Annotated in this window: 21 protein-coding genes; 12 read left to right on the top strand and 9 right to left on the bottom strand. The window is 66.2% G+C overall.

Annotated features, from left to right (window positions below; all coding sequences use genetic code 11):
• Positions 1-53 precede the first annotated feature (53 nt).
• A complete protein-coding gene (locus A5780_RS28780; RefSeq protein WP_064910380.1) occupies positions 54-587 on the bottom strand; it encodes an SRPBCC family protein in 534 nt (177 codons plus the stop codon).
• On the bottom strand, positions 580-921 hold the full coding sequence (locus A5780_RS28775) for a helix-turn-helix transcriptional regulator (protein WP_030516309.1): 342 nt from the start codon (positions 919-921) through the stop codon (positions 580-582). Before A5780_RS28775 ends, A5780_RS28780 begins: the two co-directional genes overlap by 8 nt.
• 89 nt (positions 922-1,010) lie before the next feature.
• Between A5780_RS28775 and A5780_RS28770 the strand changes: the two genes are divergently transcribed.
• Positions 1,011-1,502, top strand: a complete 492-nt coding sequence (locus A5780_RS28770) for an SRPBCC domain-containing protein (protein ID WP_064910377.1) — start codon at positions 1,011-1,013, stop codon at positions 1,500-1,502.
• A gap of 51 nt (positions 1,503-1,553) precedes the next feature.
• Here the strand turns inward: A5780_RS28770 and A5780_RS28765 are convergent, their stop codons facing one another.
• Positions 1,554-1,937 carry a hypothetical protein gene (locus tag A5780_RS28765; protein ID WP_063011714.1) on the bottom strand — a complete coding sequence of 128 codons (384 nt, stop codon included), beginning with the start codon at positions 1,935-1,937 and terminating at the stop codon, positions 1,554-1,556.
• Positions 1,938-2,154: 217 nt separating this feature from the next.
• On the opposite strand from A5780_RS28765, the gene A5780_RS28760 reads away from it, so the two are divergent.
• From A5780_RS28760 to A5780_RS28750, 3 genes are all read left to right on the top strand, one after another.
• Complete coding sequence (locus A5780_RS28760; RefSeq protein WP_064910376.1) at positions 2,155-3,510, top strand: sugar ABC transporter substrate-binding protein; 1,356 nt, start codon at positions 2,155-2,157, stop codon at positions 3,508-3,510.
• A gap of 116 nt (positions 3,511-3,626) precedes the next feature.
• Complete coding sequence (locus A5780_RS28755; RefSeq protein ID WP_063011803.1) at positions 3,627-4,481, top strand: carbohydrate ABC transporter permease; 855 nt, start codon at positions 3,627-3,629, stop codon at positions 4,479-4,481.
• Positions 4,482-5,333 (top strand): carbohydrate ABC transporter permease, encoded by an 852-nt coding sequence (locus A5780_RS28750; RefSeq protein ID WP_227462839.1) that lies wholly within the window; start codon positions 4,482-4,484, stop codon positions 5,331-5,333. It abuts the gene before it with no gap.
• A gap of 203 nt (positions 5,334-5,536) precedes the next feature.
• Here A5780_RS28750 and A5780_RS41415 read toward each other — a convergent pair whose 3' ends face one another.
• Positions 5,537-5,710, bottom strand: coding sequence for a hypothetical protein (locus A5780_RS41415; protein WP_197521909.1), 174 nt, complete (start codon positions 5,708-5,710; stop codon positions 5,537-5,539).
• Positions 5,711-5,729: 19 nt separating this feature from the next.
• Between A5780_RS41415 and A5780_RS28745 the strand changes: the two genes are divergently transcribed.
• Positions 5,730-6,383 (top strand): hypothetical protein, encoded by a 654-nt coding sequence (locus tag A5780_RS28745; RefSeq protein WP_174553933.1) that lies wholly within the window; start codon positions 5,730-5,732, stop codon positions 6,381-6,383.
• 115 nt (positions 6,384-6,498) lie between these two features.
• Here the strand turns inward: A5780_RS28745 and A5780_RS28740 are convergent, their stop codons facing one another.
• Entirely contained in the window at positions 6,499-6,753 is a 255-nt protein-coding gene (locus A5780_RS28740) for a nickel-binding protein (protein WP_063011710.1), read from the bottom strand.
• Positions 6,754-7,059: 306 nt separating this feature from the next.
• Here A5780_RS28740 and A5780_RS40395 point away from each other — a divergent pair, with 306 nt between their 5' ends.
• Both A5780_RS40395 and A5780_RS28730 read left to right on the top strand, forming a co-directional pair.
• A complete protein-coding gene (locus A5780_RS40395) occupies positions 7,060-7,359 on the top strand; it encodes a hypothetical protein (protein ID WP_063011708.1) in 300 nt (99 codons plus the stop codon).
• A gap of 165 nt (positions 7,360-7,524) precedes the next feature.
• On the top strand, positions 7,525-8,439 hold the full coding sequence (locus A5780_RS28730; protein ID WP_063011799.1) for a MurR/RpiR family transcriptional regulator: 915 nt from the start codon (positions 7,525-7,527) through the stop codon (positions 8,437-8,439).
• 24 nt (positions 8,440-8,463) lie between these two features.
• Here the strand turns inward: A5780_RS28730 and A5780_RS28725 are convergent, their stop codons facing one another.
• From A5780_RS28725 to A5780_RS28710, 4 genes are all read right to left on the bottom strand, one after another.
• Positions 8,464-9,834 (bottom strand): FAD-binding oxidoreductase, encoded by a 1,371-nt coding sequence (locus A5780_RS28725; RefSeq protein ID WP_064910374.1) that lies wholly within the window; start codon positions 9,832-9,834, stop codon positions 8,464-8,466.
• Positions 9,835-9,929: 95 nt separating this feature from the next.
• Positions 9,930-10,730, bottom strand: a complete 801-nt coding sequence (locus A5780_RS28720) for a crotonase/enoyl-CoA hydratase family protein (RefSeq protein ID WP_063011705.1) — start codon at positions 10,728-10,730, stop codon at positions 9,930-9,932.
• Complete coding sequence (locus A5780_RS28715) at positions 10,727-12,904, bottom strand: acetate--CoA ligase family protein (protein ID WP_064910372.1); 2,178 nt, start codon at positions 12,902-12,904, stop codon at positions 10,727-10,729. Before A5780_RS28715 ends, A5780_RS28720 begins: the two co-directional genes overlap by 4 nt.
• A gap of 9 nt (positions 12,905-12,913) precedes the next feature.
• The gene (locus A5780_RS28710) at positions 12,914-13,675 is read right to left on the bottom strand and encodes an enoyl-CoA hydratase/isomerase family protein (protein ID WP_197521908.1); all 762 of its coding nucleotides are present in this window, start codon (positions 13,673-13,675) and stop codon (positions 12,914-12,916) included.
• A 184-nt stretch (positions 13,676-13,859) separates the two neighbouring features.
• Between A5780_RS28710 and A5780_RS28705 the strand changes: the two genes are divergently transcribed.
• The 5 genes from A5780_RS28705 (at position 13,860) to dhaL (ending at position 18,704) form a co-directional block, all read left to right on the top strand.
• Positions 13,860-15,272 carry an amino acid permease gene (locus tag A5780_RS28705; RefSeq protein ID WP_197521907.1) on the top strand — a complete coding sequence of 471 codons (1,413 nt, stop codon included), beginning with the start codon at positions 13,860-13,862 and terminating at the stop codon, positions 15,270-15,272.
• 25 nt (positions 15,273-15,297) lie between these two features.
• Entirely contained in the window at positions 15,298-15,783 is a 486-nt protein-coding gene (locus A5780_RS28700) for a hypothetical protein (protein ID WP_064910370.1), read from the top strand.
• 19 nt (positions 15,784-15,802) lie between these two features.
• Positions 15,803-16,918, top strand: a complete 1,116-nt coding sequence (locus A5780_RS28695) for a CHAP domain-containing protein (protein ID WP_064910369.1) — start codon at positions 15,803-15,805, stop codon at positions 16,916-16,918.
• Positions 16,919-17,034: 116 nt separating this feature from the next.
• A complete protein-coding gene (locus A5780_RS28690; protein WP_197521906.1) occupies positions 17,035-18,039 on the top strand; it encodes a dihydroxyacetone kinase subunit DhaK in 1,005 nt (334 codons plus the stop codon).
• Complete coding sequence (dhaL, locus tag A5780_RS28685) at positions 18,036-18,704, top strand: dihydroxyacetone kinase subunit DhaL (protein ID WP_082976786.1); 669 nt, start codon at positions 18,036-18,038, stop codon at positions 18,702-18,704. The genes A5780_RS28690 and dhaL overlap by 4 nt, the downstream gene beginning before the upstream one ends.
• Positions 18,705-18,852 lie beyond the last annotated feature (148 nt).

The following is an 18,852-nucleotide window of genomic DNA, read 5'->3' as shown; positions in this document are numbered from 1 at the left end:
GATGCGTTGCGACAAAGGTGGTTACGGCCTCGTGGCACCTGCGGTTGCCTAGATCAGCGGTCATTCGACGAATCCGGAAGCAGCGATTCGTATTCCGCGCGAAGGGAATCGAACTTCGGCCAGAACGGATCCGGTGCGGATGCCGCGAGCCTGGCGTGCAGGATGTCCAGGTGGGTGTGCCAGCCGGCGGCGATATCGAGGATCTCGCCGCGGGTCGGGAGCCGGCGGTGGGTGACCGTCAGACGGACCTTGTCGGCGACCTGCTCGAGCGCGAAGGTCACCTCCGAGTCGGCGAGGCCGCCGCCACTGCTCCAGGTGTGGCGCAGCAGATGCGGAGGATCCCATTCGAGCACCTCGCCGTGCCTGCGGTCGGCCACCGCGGCGGGATCGCCTTCGCCGGTGAGCTCGTGAATCCGGAAGACGTGTTCGACCCGGCCGCCGGTGACCTGTTCGAGCAGCCCGCCGGCCAGCCAGGTCGCGCGCTTGTCGATATCGGTCAGATACGCCCAGACCCGTTCGATGGGCCCGGGCAGTAGCCGTTCGATGCGGACCGTGCCCGGTTCGACGACCTCCCCGTAGTCACTCATCTCGCGAATCCTCCTGTAGCAGTGCTGCTTCCAAAGCGTCGAGGCTCTGATTCCAGAAACGCTCGTAGAAGTTCACCCATTCGGCGCACTCTCGCAACGGGCGCGGATCGAGCCGGCACAGATGGGTGCGCCCGTGCACGCTGCGTCGTACCAGCCCCGCGCGCTCGAGCACCTTGATGTGCTTGGACGCGGCCGCGAGCGAGATGTCGAACGGGGCAGCCAGCTCCCCCACGCTGCACTGGCGACGCGCCAGTGTGCGCAGCATCGAGCGGCGCGTGGAGTCCGACAGCGCGTGGAACACCACGTCGAGCCGCTCCGAAGAATTCTCAACCACATGGTTGACTATTCCGTCTTCCCGCACCTACTGTCAACCCATCGGTTGAATATCGCGGCCGATTCACCCACCCCTTCAGGGAGCACCCCATGACCGAGCAGAACTTCACGACGACCTTCGCCGTCGACCGGACCCCCGAAACCGCCTTCGGCGCCGTGCTCGACGTGCGTGGCTGGTGGTCGAAAGCGCTCACCGGATGCAGCGAAAAGCCCGGAGACGTCTTCACGTACGAGGTTCCGGGCGTGCATCGCGCCACCATCGAGGTCACCGAGGTCGTCCCGCACGACCGCGTCGTCTGGCGCGTTTTGGACGCCCGGCTCACCCTGGTCGACGACCAGACCGAATGGAACGACACCGAAATCCGTTTCGAGATCACCCGCCGCGCCGACACCACCGAACTCCGCTTCACCCACGTCGGCCTCACCCCGGCGTTCGAATGCTTCGACGCCTGCCGCAAGGGCTGGTCGTTCTACATCGACCGGAGCCTGCACGACCTGATCACCACCGGCACCGGTCAACCCGACGAGGACCCGCAGGCTCTCGCCCTGGCGGTCGAGAATGCGACGGCGACGCCGCACTGAGGAGACCGCTGGGACGGCCACCCGGGAAGGTCGCGGCCGGCCGTTGCGCCCTCAGGTCTGGTCGAGCACGCTGGCAGGGACGCCGTAGGGCAGGAATCGCACCTTGCGGCGTTCGTCGGTGTTGTCGCGATGTGCGCGTAAGGCCTCGAGTTCGGTCGGGAAGACCTGCTCGACCCGGGCCTCACCGGCGTCGTCGACGCTGTAGACGGCCCACACCCCGCTGCCGGTCTCCCCGGTCGTCGCGTCGTCCGGTTCCGGCGTCCGCGCGCGATCCGGCTGAACGAACTGGCCGAACAGCGACGTCAGCGAATTGACGGTGCTGCGGTCGAGGTATCCGGCGGCCTTACCGAGCAGGTCGCGAAACTCGACTTCCGCCTCGCGCAGAGCGCGCTCGAATTCTTCCGGATCGATCCCGAAAGGCCCGTTGTTTGCCATCTCGATCCTCCCGAGGACGACGTCGGCGCTATGACTCCAGTATGCCGCGCGTGGGCATCGAGGGGGTTGACCAGAGTTTGCCCACCTGGGATTGTCGAGAATCTGCCCGCATGTCCACGGGCTGCCCCGGCCCGGTCACGAGCGGGAGGGCACGTGCGGCCGGTCTCGTGCGTATTTTCCAGACGAATCAGCCCCCGCGGTATTACGTTCTTCTGCAATGAAGTTCGCTTGTTGCAGCCGAACGGGGGCGCGGGTGGCATCGACTCGAAGGTTCGACCGGCGCACGCTCCTGCGGGGTGCGGCGGCGGCCGGGGCGGCGGCGGCCGCGTCCTCGATAGCCGGTTGCGGTGACAACAACGACGCGCTCACCTTCTTCTTCCAGGCCAAACCCGACGAGGCGAAGGTCCGGCTCGAGATCATCGACGAGTTTCGCAAGCTGCACCCGGACATCAAGATCCGGACTCAGATGTCCGGCCCTGATCCACAGACTCAGATCCTGACCTACTGTGCGGGCGGTAAATGCCCGGACGTGCTGATGTCGTGGGATCTGTCCTATTCCTTCCTCGCCGAACGCGGCATCTTCGAAAATCTCGACACGATCCTGGACAAGGACCCGGTGTACGCGGCCGAGCTGAAGAAGGACAGCTCGATGCCCCTGTACAACACGTTCCGCTACAAGAACGCGCAGCACGCGCTGCCCGAGCAGTGGGCCGGAATCTTCCTCTACTACAACCGCAAACTCTTCGCCGACGCCAAACTCGCACCTCCGCCCACACGCTGGGAGGATGCCTGGAGCTTCGACGAATTCCTCGGCGCCGCACAGGCGCTGACCAAACGTGACAGCTCCGGCGACGTCATCCAATGGGGGTTCGTGGATCCCTGGACCGTCTACTACTCCGCCAGTTGCTTCGGGATGAACAACGGCATCGAATGGTTCACCCCGTCCGTCGACCCGACCCGCACCAACATCGACAACGACGCCTTCATCGAGGGCGTCCAGTTCTACACCGACCTGTCCACCAAGCACCGGGTGATGCCGACAATCGAATTCCAGCAATCGCTTTCCTCGTCGGACATGTTCGCCCAGGGCAAAGCCGCGATGGCGTTGTCCGGGCACTGGATGTACAGCACCTACGCCGGCCAGGAAGACCTCGATTTCGACGTCACGGTGCTACCGGTCGGCCCGCGCGGTACCGCCGCGCGGTCCGATATCGGCACCACCGGCCTGTCCATCGCCGCAGACAGCCCGCGCAAGGAGCAGGCCTGGGAATTCGTCAAATTCGCCACCGGGCCGGTCGGTCAGGCGGTCATCGCGAAATCGGGACTGTTCGTTCCCGCGTTGAAATCGGCGCTCGGCTCCGACGGGTTCGCGCAGGCACATGCGAAGGTGCACAACCTCGAGGTGTTCCACGGCGGCGACCACGCCGACAACCTGCCGGTCACACCCGCATGGCCACGTGTCGACGCGGTGATCCAGCAGGGATACGACCACGTGTTCCGCGGCGCCGCCTCCGCGGAGTGGTTCAAGCACGGCCTCGCCCGGCAGATCAACGACCTCCTGGAGGCGCAGTGAGCGACAATCGCACAGCGGTTCGCTGTGCCGACGGGGTGCAGGTGTCCCGGACCTCACCGGGCACAGTGAGCAACCATCGCTCACCGCTGAGCCGGCGCAAGGCCGCCGCGGGCCGAATGTTCATCGCCCCCAACCTGATCGCGGTCGCGGTGTTCATGGCCTTCCCCTTGGTGTTCACGCTGTATCTGAGCCTGCACAGCTGGGATCTGTTCAGTCCGCCGAAGTTCATCGGTATCGGCAACTTCCGCCGGCTCTTCGCACACGACCCACTGTTCTGGGTGGCCTTGCGCAACACGGTGATCTTCACCGTCGGCACGCTGATCCCGACCATCGCCATCGGTATCGCCGTCGCGGCGGCCCTGAATCGACAACTGAAGGGTATCGGCATCTTTCGCAGCATCATGTTCATGCCGCTGGTCGCCTCGACCGTGGCGATGGCCGTGGTGTGGCGGCTCACCTTCAGCACCGACTACGGCGTGCTCAACACCGCCCTCGGCTGGATCGGCATCGGTCCGGTCCCGTGGCTCACCGACCCCGGGTGGTCGATGGTCTCGCTGTGCCTGGTCAGTGTGTGGAAGAGCGTCCCCTTCGTCACCGTCGTCCTGCTCGCCGCCATGCAGGGCATACCGGCCGACATCTACGAGGCCGCCCGTATCGACGGCGCCGGAGCGGTGCGCAGGTTCGGCTCGATCACCGTGCCGCTGATCCGGCCCGCGCTGGCGTTCGCGTTCGTCATCACGGTCATCAACTCGTTCCAGGTGTTCGATCAGGCCTACGTCCTCACCGGCGGCAAGGGCGGTCCCGAAACCGGCACGTACGTGCTCGGAATCATGCTCTACCAGAACGCTTTCTCCTTCGACGACATCGGCTACGCCTGTGCACTCGCCTGGGTGATCTTCGCGATCCTGCTGGCATTGACACTGCTCCAATTGCGATTCACCCGCGGCGATGCCTACGAAAGCGAGGCCTAGGTGGCGACCGCGACCGCGAATCGTGCCGTTCTCCGCCGTACCGGGCGCGGGATACTGCTGTACCTGGTGCTCGTCGCGATGGCATGGTGCGCGCTGTTTCCGCTGCTGTGGGCGTTGTCGAGTTCGCTGAAAAAGCAGGGCAACATCTCCGACACCAGCATCCTCCCGGCCCACCCGGCATGGTCGAACTACCGCGACATCTTCGACCTGATGCCGTTCGGGCGGATCTTCTTCAACACCGTGCTCTACGCCGGCTGTGTCACCGCGGGTCAGGTGTTCTTCTGCTCGCTGGCCGGATATGCCTTCGCCCGCTTGCCGTTCAAGGGTCGCGACGTCTTGTTCGTCGCCTACCTCGCCACCCTGATGGTCCCTGCGACCGTCACCGTCATCCCCCAGTTCATCCTCATGCGCACCTTCGGCTGGGTGGACAGCCCCCTGGCCATGATCGTGCCGGGCCTGTTCGGCAGCGCCTTCGGCACCTACCTCATGCGCCAGTTCTTCATCACCCTGCCGGTCGAACTGGAGGAAGCCGCCATCCTCGACGGCTGCTCGGTCTGGCAGACCTACTGGCGCGTTCTGCTCCCCCACGCCCGCCCGGCGGTGATGGTGCTCGCGGTCCTCACCTGGGTGACGGTGTGGAACGACTTCCTGTGGCCGCTGGTGATGATCCAGCGCGACGAGATCTCCACGCTCACACTGGGATTGGTGCGCCTGCAGGGCCAGTACGAAACCAACTGGCCGATCCTCATGGCGACCTCCATTCTGATGGTGGCGCCGATGCTGGTGATCTACGCGTTCGCGCAGAAGTCGTTCGTGCGAGGGATTGCGATGTCGGGACTGGGTGGGCGGTGACCTGGTCACCCATTACCCACTCGGCGCTGTCCGGTGGGGCCTCGACGCCGCCACCCCGTTCCTGCAGCAGTTCTTCTCCGAATACCCGCCCGGCGGAAACTACTGACCTACGAACTGAGGCCTTCTTCCGACAAGAACAGTTCGCTCACCACTGCGCGCCTGCGGAATGGAAACTGTTGCGGGCGAACGCTTCCCGTCCCGGATCAGTCCTCGCCGTCGCCGACCGGCTCGGCTTGGTCGCCGAGGCGGGCGTGCAGGCGCTCCCGGACCTGATCCGGGGTGTAGGCCCGGCGCTTGCGCTCGGAGCGCACGATGACCACTCCGGTCGCCGCGACACCCGCGGCTCCTGCCAAGCCGAGTACTTTCCACCATCGCATACGGCCTAGGCTAGTCGCTGTGCCACGCGAAGCGCCCTCGAGTATCGGTTTGGATGAAGCGGTCGAACTCACGCGGACGGGCGACTTGTGGTTGTTCCGTGGACATTCCGGCGCCGATCGCGCGATCCGGGGCCTGACCAACAGCCCGGTCAACCATGTCGGCATGGCGGTGGTCGTCGACGACCTGCCGGCCCTCATCTGGCATGCCGAACTCGGCCGAGCACTGCCGGATGTCTGGTCCGGCAACCACCATCGCGGCGCCCAGCTGCACGACCTGCAGGCCGCGGTCCTGCGCTGGACCAATGATTACGGGCAGCAAGCCTGGCTGCGCCAGCTGGATCGCCCTGTGACACCCGAGATGGAGGATGCGGCCCTGCGGACGGTCGCACGGCTGGACGGCATGCCTTTTCCCTCGACAAGCGCGCTGGCCGGCCGGTGGTTCCGGGGCCGGATACCGCGACCGAAGCGTTCGAAGCACCGCGAAACCGAGGCCGGCCTGGAGAACGCCTACTGCGCGGAAATCGTCGCCCTGACCTACCAAGCGATGGGATTGCTGCCGGAGAAGCGCCCGAATTGGTACGACCCGGGCAGATTTTGGAGCGGCGACAATCTGCATCTGTCCGAGGGCTATCGCCTCGGCGGTGAGATCGAAGTGAACGTTTTCGGGCGCTGACGCACCGATATCCGAAGTACCGGGCGTCGGCACAAGGACGCGGGCGATCCCAGCCGCATTCGTTCGGACGCCGCGGGCCGATCGAGCCGGGGCGTGGACGTTCCGGCGGAGACGATCAGTCGCCCTCGACCACCGGGTAGATCCGGTCGGGAACGAGCCCGTGCGCCTCGCGATGGACGGTGATCGCGGTATCCGCGTCCGGGGCATCGACCAGGCAGAACGCCGTGTGACTCGCTTCGTCGACCCAGTAGCGCTGGTACGTCACGCCGTAATCTCCCTGGATCGCCACGTCGGCGGCATGAGCGGCGGCCACGTCCCGCACCGTCGTGCCTTCGGGCAGATGTTCGTGCACGTCGATGAAGAGGACCATCAGGACTCCTTGGTCGAGTGGGCGACGCCGAGTGGCGATGTGACGTAGATTACGCCGCACGTGATCCCTCCGACAGCCCGCGGACCGCGATTCGAGGCATCGGCCGGAAGCCCGGAGAATTGATCATGTAATTAACGGAAAGAATGCAAGATCAATTCTGAGATCTGCACGAAATGCGCAGTTCGCCAGCTGTTAACCGTGACCATTCACACAGTAACGAAAGTGGATTTACACATTTCACCTTCATATATTTGGGTTACGCGCCGTGATGGCATCGTTATTCATCTGTGGAAGGAACTCCCGTACATGGTCTCTCGCAAGATCTTTGCTGCCGCCACCCTCTCCGCCGCCGCGCTGTTCTTCGGCCCGGTCGCCATCGCCTCCGCGGCCGCACCCTCGGCCGACTCGGGCACTACCGCCCCCGCGCAGCTGAGCACGGGCTCGGCGGACAGCGGTTCGTCCTCCGGTTCCGCCGGATTGTCGTCGGGCTCGGCCATGCTCGACTCCGGAAGCTCGGCCCTCGAGGGCGGCACCTCCACCATCGACAACATCATCACGGCGATCACCGGTATCAAGGACCTTTCCCAGCCCAAGCCGGCCTCCTGATCCCTGGCGGCAGAACCTCTTTCGCTCCAGCCCGCCGGCGGACCCCACCTTGGCGGTGCGACCGCAGTCGGCCTCGAACGACGATCGATAGCTGCACCGCGGCCCATTAGAGTTCAGGTGTCCGGATCCGCCGACCCTCCGGACAGTTCGGAGAATGGAGCGACCATGGCCGCCACAAGTGAGCAGTCGACGTCGGGCCCTGCGAGCTTCGACGAACTTCTGGCCGAACTGCGCCGGCGTCTGGATTCGATGTCGCCCTCGCATCGCAAGCTCGCCGAGCGCGTCATGTCGGATCCCGAGACCGTCGCGTTCATGACCGTCTCGGAGCTCGCCTCCGCGGTCGGGGTGAACCAGGCGACCGTCGTTCGGTTCGCCAATGGCCTGGGCTTGCAGGGCTACCCGGGGCTGATCCGTCTGTGCCGTGAACATCTGCAGGAGCAGGCGCAACTGCTGCGCCGCTTCGACAGCATGGAGCAGCTCGGAAACGTCGGCAGCGGAGTACTCGAACAGGCCGCAGCGCTGGATCAGGCGAACATCGCCCGCACCTTCGCCCGTATCGAGGAGCCGACCTGGCACCGCGTGGTCGAACACCTGGCACGCGATGCCCACGTCCACGTGCTGGGCTTGCGTAAATCTCATGCCCCGGCCTACTTGCTCGGATATCTGCTCGGCATGCTGCGCGAGGATGTGCACACCATCAACGGTGCGGCCGGCTCGCTCACCGACGAACTGCGCCGCGTGCGGGCGGGCGACTGTTTCGTCGCGATCTCCATTCATCGCTACAGCACCGATACCGTGCGCGCCGCGCAGTGGGCACGCGACCGCGGTGCGCACGTGGTGGCGCTGACCGATAACGCCGGGTCTCCGCTGGCGACGACCGCCCACGATTGTTTTCTCGTCGATGCGTCCAGTGCCTCGGTGCTCCGGTCGATGACCGCGTTCACCGCTTTGGCACAGGCATTGGCCGCCGGTGTCGCCCAGACCCTCGGTCACAGCGTTCGATCGACCCTGCTGGAGGAAGAGAACCTGCTGAGCAGTTTCGGTATCTACCGCAGTGGGACCACGTCTGCTCGCGGCTGAGCAACTTCTCGGCAGGAATGAAGATCATTTCGCGGGAAGAATGTGCGGGTTGAGCAGTCGTGCCGGATCCAGGGCAGCTCGGATCGACCGCATGATGTCGAGATCGACGTCGCTGCGACCGAGCCCGATCCATCGAGCCTTCGCCCGCCCGATTCCGTGCTCGGCACTGATGCTGCCGTCGTGGAGGGCCACCCGCCGCAGCACCGTATCGGTCACCGCATCGCGGTCGTCGGCGGCGACATCGAGAAGATTCACGTGGATGTTGCCGTCGCCCAGGTGGCCGAAACAGATCGCGCGCACAGCGGGAGCCGATTCGGCGAGATCCTCGCCGAGCGCTGAGAGGAACGGCTCGATTTCCCGCACCGGGGTCGACAGATCGAGTTTCACCGGCGGAGTGGATGATTCGGCGCTCACGGCTTCGGTGTGTCCTTCCCGGTACCGCCAGAGCCGATGCGCGGGTCCCTGCTCCACGGCCGCGTCGAGCACATTCGGTCCGGCGGCTTCCAGCACGTCGAACAGCGCTGCCTGGGTTTCCGGCCGGCCCGACACCTCGACCAGCAGGTAGTACGCGGGGTCGGCAGCGAGCGGTGGTCGAAGCGCGCAGTGCGTGCGGACCAAATGGATACCGGCCCGGGTCATCAGTTCCGCGGCCTCCACTGTGATTCCGGCACGCTGTATTTCGGCTATGAGGCGCAATGCGACGCCGACGGTGCCGACGCCGATGAGCGCAACGTGCGTTTCCCGCGGCGGAACGACCAGCCGCATGAGTACGCGGGTGATCACCGCCAGCGTGCCCTCCGAGCCGGCGAGCAGCCCGGGCAGGTCGTATCCGACGTTGTCCTTGGTCAATTCCTTCCAGCGACTGACTGTTCGGCCGTCGGCCAGCACCGCTTCGAGTCCGAGCACCTGATGACGGGTGTTGCCGTTCTTGATCATGCGGATGCCGCCGGCATTCGTAGCGACGATCCCGCCGAGCGTCGCCGAATCCCGCGAGGCCAGATCGACTCCCAGGTCGAGATCGTGGGCGCGCGCGGCCTGCTGGGCTCGGGCGACGGTCACGCCGGCACCTGCGGCGATGGTGCGGCCGATCGGGTCCACGCGCTCGATCTCGTCGAGACGAGCGGTACTGAGCACCAACTCGCCCCGCATCGGAACGGACCCGCCGACCAAGCCGGTATTTCCGCCCTGCGGAACGACGGCGACCCCGGCCCGGTGGCAGGCCGCCAGGACCGCGGAGGTCTCCGCGGTGTCGGCGGGGCGGACCACGGCGCAGGTGCTCCCTACCCAATGGCCGGTCCAGTCGACTACGTGTCCGGCGACGACGTCCGGATCGGTGAGCACATGGGCTCGACCGACGATCGCCGCCAACTCGTCCACCAGTTCCAGGGTTCGCACCCCGCCGATTCTCCTACTCGCGTCCGCTGAGCCATTTACCTCTGCTGAGGCGTTCACCGAAGGCAACGGCAGCAACACATTCCACGGATCATCGACTACGTCCCGGTGAACCGCGGTTCTCGGCGGGACAGCATCGCCGCGACGGCCTCGGCGTGGTCGGCGGTGTGGTGGACCGCGGCCTGCATCGCTGCGGAGAGATCCAAAATACCTTCCAGACTGTGGTTTTCGGCCGAACGCAACAGGCGTTTGGTCATCCGCAGCGCATGCGGCGGTTGCCGCGCGATCCGCGTCGCGAGGGTGTGTGCCGATTCGAGAAGCAGCGCCGGCTCGACAACCGCGGAGATCAGGCCCCACTCGAGCGCGGTCGCCGCGTCGACCGGCTCGCCGGTGTAAGCCATTTCCGCAGCGCGGGCCGGGCCGATCGCGCGGGAAAGCAGCCATGCCCCGCCGTCACCGGGAACGATGCCGACTCGCACGAAGCTTTCCGCGAAGGTCGCGGCGGTGGATGCGATCCGAATGTCGCACATCATCGCCACGTCGCAGCCGGCGCCCACGGCAGGCCCGTTCACCGCCGCGATCGTCGGAACTTCGCAGTAATACAGTGCTTTCGGAATGCGCTGAATGCCGTGCCGGTAATTGCGATACAGCTCCGCCGGACTGCCGCCGAACATTCCCGTCCGGTCGCGCATGTCCTTGATGTTGCCTCCCGAAGAGAACGCTGGGCCGGCCGCGGTGAGAATGGCGACGCGCACGCCGAGATCATGGTCGGCCTCGGCGATGGCGTCCTCCAGTGCCGCGATGGTTTCGGGGTCGGAGATCGCGTTTCGTGTGGCCGGGTTGTCGAGAGTCCACACCACCACGTCACCGCGGCGGTCGATCCGCACCGGTCCACTCACCGTCCGGCCTCCTCGGTGTCGTTGTCGGACAAAATGATGCGAACGTCGACCGGAAGGATCGCAGTGCCGGAGGCGATCACAGGGTTGAGATCGAGTTCGGCGATCTCCGGGTGCGCCGCGACGATCGCGCCGACGCGAACCAGCAGGCGCGCCAGCTGTTTCCGATCGATCGCTTCCAGGTGGCGGTGGCCATCGAGTAGACGTGACGCCCTGGTTTCCTCGATCATCTCGAGGGCTTCGACGTCGGTGAGCGGCGCGGCGCGGAAGGTGACGTCGTCCCGTGCTTCGACCAGTACCCCGCCGCTGCCGAAGGCGACGACAGGTCCGAAGACCGGATCACGCATCGCGCCGACGAGCAACTCGACGCCCGGCTCGGCCATCGGAGTGACGATGATCCCGTCGATCCGCGCACCGGGCACGCCGGAGGTCACCGACCCGATCATGGCCGTGGCGGTCGCCTCGGCGTCCGCGGCCGCCACATGCAACCGCACACCACCCACGTCGGATTTGTGCACCACATCCGGCGATACGATCCGCAACGCGCACGGCCGGCGGTATTCCCGGACGGCGACGACGACGTCGGCGATCGTCGGTGCCACCGTCCATTCGCCGACATCGATGCCTTGCCGGCTGAGAAAGGTTCTGGCGGAGGGTTCGTCGAGCACCGGCCGATCCGAGACCAGCCGCGGTGCAGGACGAGGCAGGGCGAACGACGACCGCTGGGCTGCGGTGGCCAGGATTCTGCCGCGTCGTCGCAGGGCCGCGACGATACGGGCCGCGTGATCGAGGGAACTGGTCACCGATACCCCTCGGGCGCGCATCAGGTCGTGGTGAACATTCCGCTCACCGGCGTAGCAGCTGTGCACGACCAGCGGAACCTTCTGCGCGGCAGTACATTCCAGCAGTCGCGCCGTGGCGGCGGCCTCCTGCTCGGCCAGTGCGGCATCGAAGCGCAGGTGGTAGCCCCCGTACATACCGACGATCAGCACCAGCCCCACCGCTGGATCACGGGTCAGGATCTCGACCGCGTCGGCGAAGAGAGCGGGATCGGTGTCCGTGGCGCCCGCGACATCGACGGGATTGAACACCGCCGCTGCGGGGCCGAGGAGTTGCCGCAGTGCGTCGCGGGTGTCGTCGGCGAGGGCGGCGAGTTCGACACCTGCGGCGGCCAGCGCGTCGGCGGCCAGCGCGGCGTGTCCACCGCCGTCCGACAGCACGACCACGCCGCGTCCGAGGGCCATCGGGTGGGTGGAGGCCAGGGCATTGGCGAGCACAGCGAGTTCGTCGGATCGTTCGGCCGATTCCACGCCCGCTTGGCGCAGCACGGCGGCGGCGACAGCGTCGGATCCGGCCACGGATGCGGTGTGTGAACGCGCGGTGGCCCGACCGGCCTGCGACCGTCCACCGCGAACGACCACCACGGGAGTGTCCCGGATCGCCTGCGCCGCGGACCGGAGGAACGCACGCCCGTCGGTGAATCCTTCGATATGAATGGCGATCACCCCGGTTTCGGGATGACGCGCGAGTTCGGCGAGGCATTCGTCGTAGCTCACATCGACCTGGTTGCCGAGTCCGACATAGGCGTGGATTCCGGTGCCCCGCAGTGTCCGAAGGTCGTTGACCAGCGACAGCAGCATATTCCCGCTCTGCGTGATCACGCTGATGGCACCAGGCGGAACATTCTGTACACCAACGAGATTCGCGCCCGTGGCGAGGTTGAGAAGGCCCGACGTGTTGGGTCCGACGACGCGGATGCCGGTCTCGGCGATCGCTCGAGCCAATGCGGTCTGCGCCTGCGCGCCCGCCGCACCGGTCTCCTCGAATCCATTGGCCAACACCACCGCCGCGGGAATCCCCACCGCCGCGCAACGGCGCAGCGCGTCGGGAACGGCAGCGGCGGGCAGCGCGATGAGGGCGACGTCGACGCCATAGGGAAGCTGGGCGATCGATGACGCGACCTCGAGACCCAGGATGCGGCCGCCGCGGGGATTCACCGGATACACCGGATAGGCGTAACCGGCCTCCTGAAGTCCACGAACGGCCTGGTAGCCGCGTTTGCCAGGATCGGCGGAGGCGCCGATGACCGCGACCGACCGCGGCTCGAACAAGCGGGCGAGGGCCGATCGCGCGGGAGCGGTCTGTACAGCGGACGATGCGGAATGTGCTTGAACCACAGCGCTTTCCTACTTTCCTTCGAAGCGGGGGGCGCGCCGCTCGGTGAAAGCCGCGACACCCTCGGCCCAGTCCCGCGTCTGCATCAACGCGAGAATCTGGTGTGGTTCGGATTCGAGCGCCGCGTCGAGAGAGTCGTTGTGGCGCAGCGCCTGTTTCATTCGGCCGACAGACAGCGGGGCTTTCCTGGCCAACGTGGCGGCCAGCGCCTGAGCCGCTGTGACGACGCTGCCACTGTCCACCGCCAGATACGCCAGACCCCACGCGTGCGCGTCCGCTCCGCTGAATCGTTCACCGAGCAAGAGCAGTTCGGTGGCGCGGCGCAGGCCCACGAGGCGCGGTAGGCGGTGGGTGACTCCGCCGCCCACGAAGGTGCCGAGGCCGACCTCCGGGAAGCCGATCCGAGCATCCGACGCGACGACGAGAAAGTCTGCGCTGACGGCGATTTCAGCGCCGGCTCCGAGCGCGTAGCCGTTGACGGCGGCGACTACCGGGGTGTTCATCGTCTGTATCCGCTCACACACTGTCTGCGCCAGCAGCAGGTAGCGCTCGCGGTCGGAGCGGTCGCGGGTGCCGGAGCTGTGGGCTTTCATGTCGGCGCCGACACAGAAGGCGCGTCCCGCGCCGGTGATGACGACGGCGCGGACCTCTGGTGCGGAATCGGCAAGAGTCAGTTGCTCGATCAGTGTTTCGTACATCGTCTCGCTGACCGCGTTCAGTCGATCCGGGCGGTTCAAGGTCAGCGTCATCAGATCGTCGGATCGAGTCGTCACCACTGTCGTCACGGTCGGTATGTCCCTTCGTCGGCTCGAGCACGGCTACGCCGGCTGCAAGCAATAGTTGCACAAAACAGTTTCTATGCAACTTCTCTTGCATCCCGTGGGAATGGCGTGTTTCATAAGGGGGGCAAGCGATTACCTGGGTCACCGCCCAGAGGTTCAGGAAGAAGGCGCCACCGTGCCCACCTCGCTGTCCACGTCGGAAAACCTGCAACGCGCCATCAGCACCCGCCAGATGACGATGATCGGTATCGGCGGCGTCATCGGCGCCGGACTGTTCGTCGGCAGTGGTGCAACGATTTCGGCCGTCGGGCCGGGGATCGTGCTCGTATATCTGTGCACCGGACTGCTGGTGGTGCTCGTCATGCGGATGCTCGCCGAACTCGCCACCGCCCACCCGGCCACGGGTTCGTTCTCCGCCTACGCCTCACGGGAGCTGGGTTCGTGGGCGGGCCTCGCCGTCGGATGGCTCTACGCCTACCACTGGTGTGTCACAGTGGCTTTCGAGGCGATCGCCGGCGCCGCGATCGCGCACCAGCTCGCGCCCGCGGTGCCCACCTGGCTCGCCGCCCTGGGCTTCATGACCGCCCTCACCGCGGTGAACTTGACCGCGGTCACCTCGTTCGCTCGGTTCGAGTTCTGGTTCGCGCTGATCAAGGTCACCGCGATCGTCTTGTTCATCGGTATCGGCGGTGCCGCGATTCTCGGGCTGCTGCCCCATCACAGCTCACCGGGCACCACGAACCTGCTCGGACACGGCGGATTGTTCCCTCGCGGCGGGGGCCCCGTACTGGTGGCCGTGCTGACGGTGTTCTTCTCCTATTTCGGCACCGAACTGGTCACCATCGCCGCCGGTGAGGCCGCCGATCCCGGCCGCGCGGTCAGGCGCAGCATGCGCAGTGTCGCTTGGCGTATCGTGATTTTCTACGTGGGTTCCGTGCTCGTCGTGGTCACGTTGCTGCCTTGGAATGCCGCCGTGGTCACCGAGAGTCCCTATACCGCGGTTCTTTCCACACTGGGGCTCCCCGGAGCGCGGACGGTGATGAATCTCATCGTGCTCACTTCCGTACTGTCGTGCCTCAATTCAGGCATCTACTCGTCCTCGCGGATGTTGTTCTCGCTGGCCCAGCGCGGGGAGGCGCCGGCGCTCCTCGGCCGCCCAGGAGCATCCGCCGTGCCCGTCGCGGCGGTGCTCGCCGCCGCCAGTGCGGGATTCGTCGCGGTCGGCGCCAACTACTTCCTGCCGACGGGCGCGGTGTTCACCTTCTTGTTGAACTCGTCGGGCTCGGTGGCCGTCGTGGTCTATCTCTGCATTTGCGCCACGCAAATCGTCTCTCGTCGCAACGCGCGAGCCGACGTCGATTTCGAACGCGGAGTTCGAATGTGGGGGCACCCTTACCTGTCGTATCTGGTGGCCGCGGCGCTGGTCACCATCGTGGCGGCCATGGCCTTCACCTCCGCGACGCGAAACTCCCTGGCACTGACCACAGTCGTGACCGCAGCGGCGATATGCGCGGGGTTGGTCCATCAACGACATCGCCGAACCACATCTGTCCCTTCCGCTACGCCCAGCCACACCGTCGGCGGGTGAGACCCGTATCCGAAAGGCCGACCGCATGCCCCGACACACCGACAAGGACCTGGCGGTCCGCCTGATGTCGGTAATCACCGACCGGATGGAGCACGGCGACATCGACTGGAACTGCGACAGTATCGATGAAATCGTTTCCGCCAGTAGCGATCCCACCGGCCCGCTCGCTGCGATGATCGAGGAACACGCACGCGATTCGGGCCGGCCGGTGGAACAGGTCATCCCCGAGATCCACGCGATCGTCGATCGCATGCTGGGCAGTCGGCTCACCTTCGGCCCCGACGACAACCCCGCCTACTACATCGGGACGATGCTCGACGGGTATATCGCGGCCGAAGCACCGCTGCTCGGCTGCGAGCAACCGGCGATATCGGAGGACGAGCTCAGATTCTCGATCACCGAACCCGCGCGATGCGGCACAGTTATCCTGTCGGGCAGCCAAGTCGACGCGCTGATCGCCGGGTTGCTCAGGTGGCGCGCCGCTCACCCCGACCGCCGACCCCGATCGTGACTCTCCCGCAGGTAACACGATGAGCCCGAGCACATTTCACCTCAGCGACATCACCCTGACTCCGCCGGCCGGAGCACACAAGGGCCTCATTGCCGTTCTCGACGCGGTGCAGACGGCGCTGCGCCGATCGATCGGTTTGCTGGCCTCGGGAAAGCCGTCCGAACAGCCCGACCTGCTGTACCAAATGGGCAAGCAAGGACTGCTCCACGACGGACTCGACGACAAACACGACTACGCCGCCCTGGTCGACAGCCACGCCGCGACGCTGGCGAAGATACGCGCCGCCAAGGTGGCGATCAGCGGCCACAACGACGACGTCCGTAAGGCCTACTACTCCACCTTCGACACCTCGAACGGGACCTTCACCGACTGCATGGCCAAGGTGCACCGCCTCCAGGGCACACTCGAATACGCGTCGAAGATGAACGAGAGCCATCAACCGTTGGCACCAGGTGACGAACTGCGCCTGATCACCGCCGCCCTCGACGCCGTCAGCTATGTGCACGGCAAGGTCGGGTCTGCCGCGAGGCAGATCCAGCACCAGAAGCGAACCATCGAGAATTCGGTCCCCACCTACCGCCCCACCGCGACATATCCGTCCGGCGGCACGCCGAGCGCCGGTGCGACGCCGTGGTCGACGCTCGGCACGCCGGTAGGGCCGGGAAGCATTGTCCCGCTTCCGTTGGCGCCCGGTGCCCCTGGCGCCATCCAGGCCGCCCTGAGCCAGCTCAACGTCCACGAAACAGGCGTCAACCACCTGCCGGGCAAGCCCTACAACATCGACGGGCCGTGGTGCGCGGCTTTCGCCACCTGGGCCTGGAAGCAGGCGCACATCCCGTTGAATTGGACCGCCACCGACAGTCACGGGCTGGCCGTCAGCGTGCCCACGATCTGGGCAGACGCACAACGCCACGGGCTCGCCGACAAAGCCTCCCGCGCCCAGGTGGGCGACCTCATCGTCCTGAACGGAGTCGGCCACATCGGCCTGGTCGAGAAGGTCGATGCCAACGGCACGATTCACACGATCGAGGGCAATTCGGGTGACGCGGTGCGTGAGCACACGTACTCGCCGGGCAGCAGCTACGTGAACGGGGTAATTCATCCACCGGCGCAGAACAATGGTGTCGAGGCGTAGTCCCAAGGCCGCTCGATTGCGGGCCTGTGGTCGGTCCGAGCGAACACCTGGGAACACGACTTCATCCGGCCCCGTGATACTGGACATCGCGCCGTCGATCGACGAGGAGGATGTCTGTGCCCGCACTGTTCCTACACGAACCAGGCCAGGGCCCCGAGGTTTCGCTGCAAGGTTTCGTGCGCCGAAACCCGTGGGTCCGGATAGCCACCGACCCACTGTTCGTGCACCACGATCGCGGTGCGCCGACACGGCGGGTCGCCCTCGTCTCCGGCGGCGGTTCCGGCCACGAGCCGATGCACGTCGGATTCGTGGGAATGGGGATGCTCGACGCGGCCGTACCGGGAAAGATCTTCGCCTCGCCGCACAACCGCCAGGTCTACGAGGCGAGCAAGGCCGTCGCTCGTGCCGGTGGGGTGCTGCACATCGTCAAGAACTACACCGGAGACAAGATCAATTTCGGCATCGCCGCCGAACGGCTCGCCGCCGACGGTATCGAGGTCGGCCGGGTCCTCGTCGACGACGACGTCGCCACCGAATCGAATGAGACGGCGACGGGACGACGCGGGACCGCCGCGACCATCGTTGTCGAAAAGATCCTCGGCGCCGCCGCGGACCGCGGTGACACGCTCACCTCGCTCACCTCGCTCGGCCGCGAGGTGGCCGAGCACAGCCGCAGTATCGCGGTGGCCACCGAGGCGCTCACGTCACCGAATACCGGGGCGCGCGCCTTCGAACTCGAACCGGATCAGCTCGAATACGGGGTCGGAATTCACGGCGAACGCGCCTCGACCTCGATTACCAGGCCACCACTCGGGGAACTTGTCGATCGGATGCTCACCGATATCCTCGCCTCACTGCCCGGTGATCCTCGAAAGCCGTTGTTACTGTTGATCAATGGGCTCGGTGCGACGACGGAACTCGAACTCTGCACAGTTCTCGAGCTCGCGGCGCGCACCCTCACTGCCCGAGGTCGCGAAATCTCGGCGGTCCAGGTCGGCACATTCGTCGCAGCACTGGACATGAGCGGCTTCTCGATCACCCTCACCCAACTCGCCGACGGCTGGCTCGATCTCTGGCACGCCCCGACCGGCGCACCCGCCTGGAAGGACACCGCACGATGACCAGCGAGGCACTGACGACGCTCGACAGCACCGTCGCCCGACTGCACGAGGTGTTCATCGCCGCCGAGCCCGCACTGACCACGCTGGACGAGATCACCGGCGACGGAGATTTCGGCGTCAATCTGCGCGAGGGCTTCGCCGAGGTCGCCGACCGCCTCGCCGCACCGGACTCCCCCGCACCGTGGAATACGCTGCGAGCGGTCTTCCTCGACGAGGTCGGAGGCACGAGCGGCCCGCTGTTCGGACTCCTGTTCCAATCACTCGGCGCCCGGGCGACACGCTCGGATTCCTATATCGACGCCCTCAGGATCGGTATCGAGGACGGTCTCGCCGCCATCCAGCGCGTCGGCGAGGCGGAAGTCGGCGATCGCACCATGGTCGACGCGCTCGCTCCCGCCGCCGAGGCGCTGAATGGCGATGCCGATATCGCCGCGATGGTGAGCGCCGCAGTGGACGGAGCCCTGTCCACGGCGACCCTGCGGGCACGTCGCGGTCGCGCGAGTTACCTCGGCGAACGCGCCGTCGGCCACCCCGACCCGGGCGCGGTAGGCGTGGCGCTGCTGCTGTGTGTGCTCGCGGAGCCGGTATCCGGAACAGAGATATCGGACGGGGAGCGCGAGCGTCTGCTCGAAGCGATATCCGTGCCGGCACCAGGCAATCATTGAAGCACAGCCATTTTCGAATTCCCGAGCCTATTCGGGCGGCAACGGAAACCCTGACGCGAGCGGCCGAACGATGTATGCGCAAGTCGGACTCCGGACGGGCGGCTGCCACTTCATCCGCGGTCGGACGACGGGCGAGATGGCTCGGAGA

The sequence above is a fragment of the Nocardia sp. 852002-20019_SCH5090214 genome (assembly GCF_001665865.1).
Classification (GTDB): Bacteria; Actinomycetota; Actinomycetes; order Mycobacteriales; family Mycobacteriaceae; genus Nocardia; species Nocardia nova.
The sequence above is the reverse complement of the archived record's forward strand: the minus strand, read 5'-3'. Positions and strand labels throughout refer to the sequence as shown.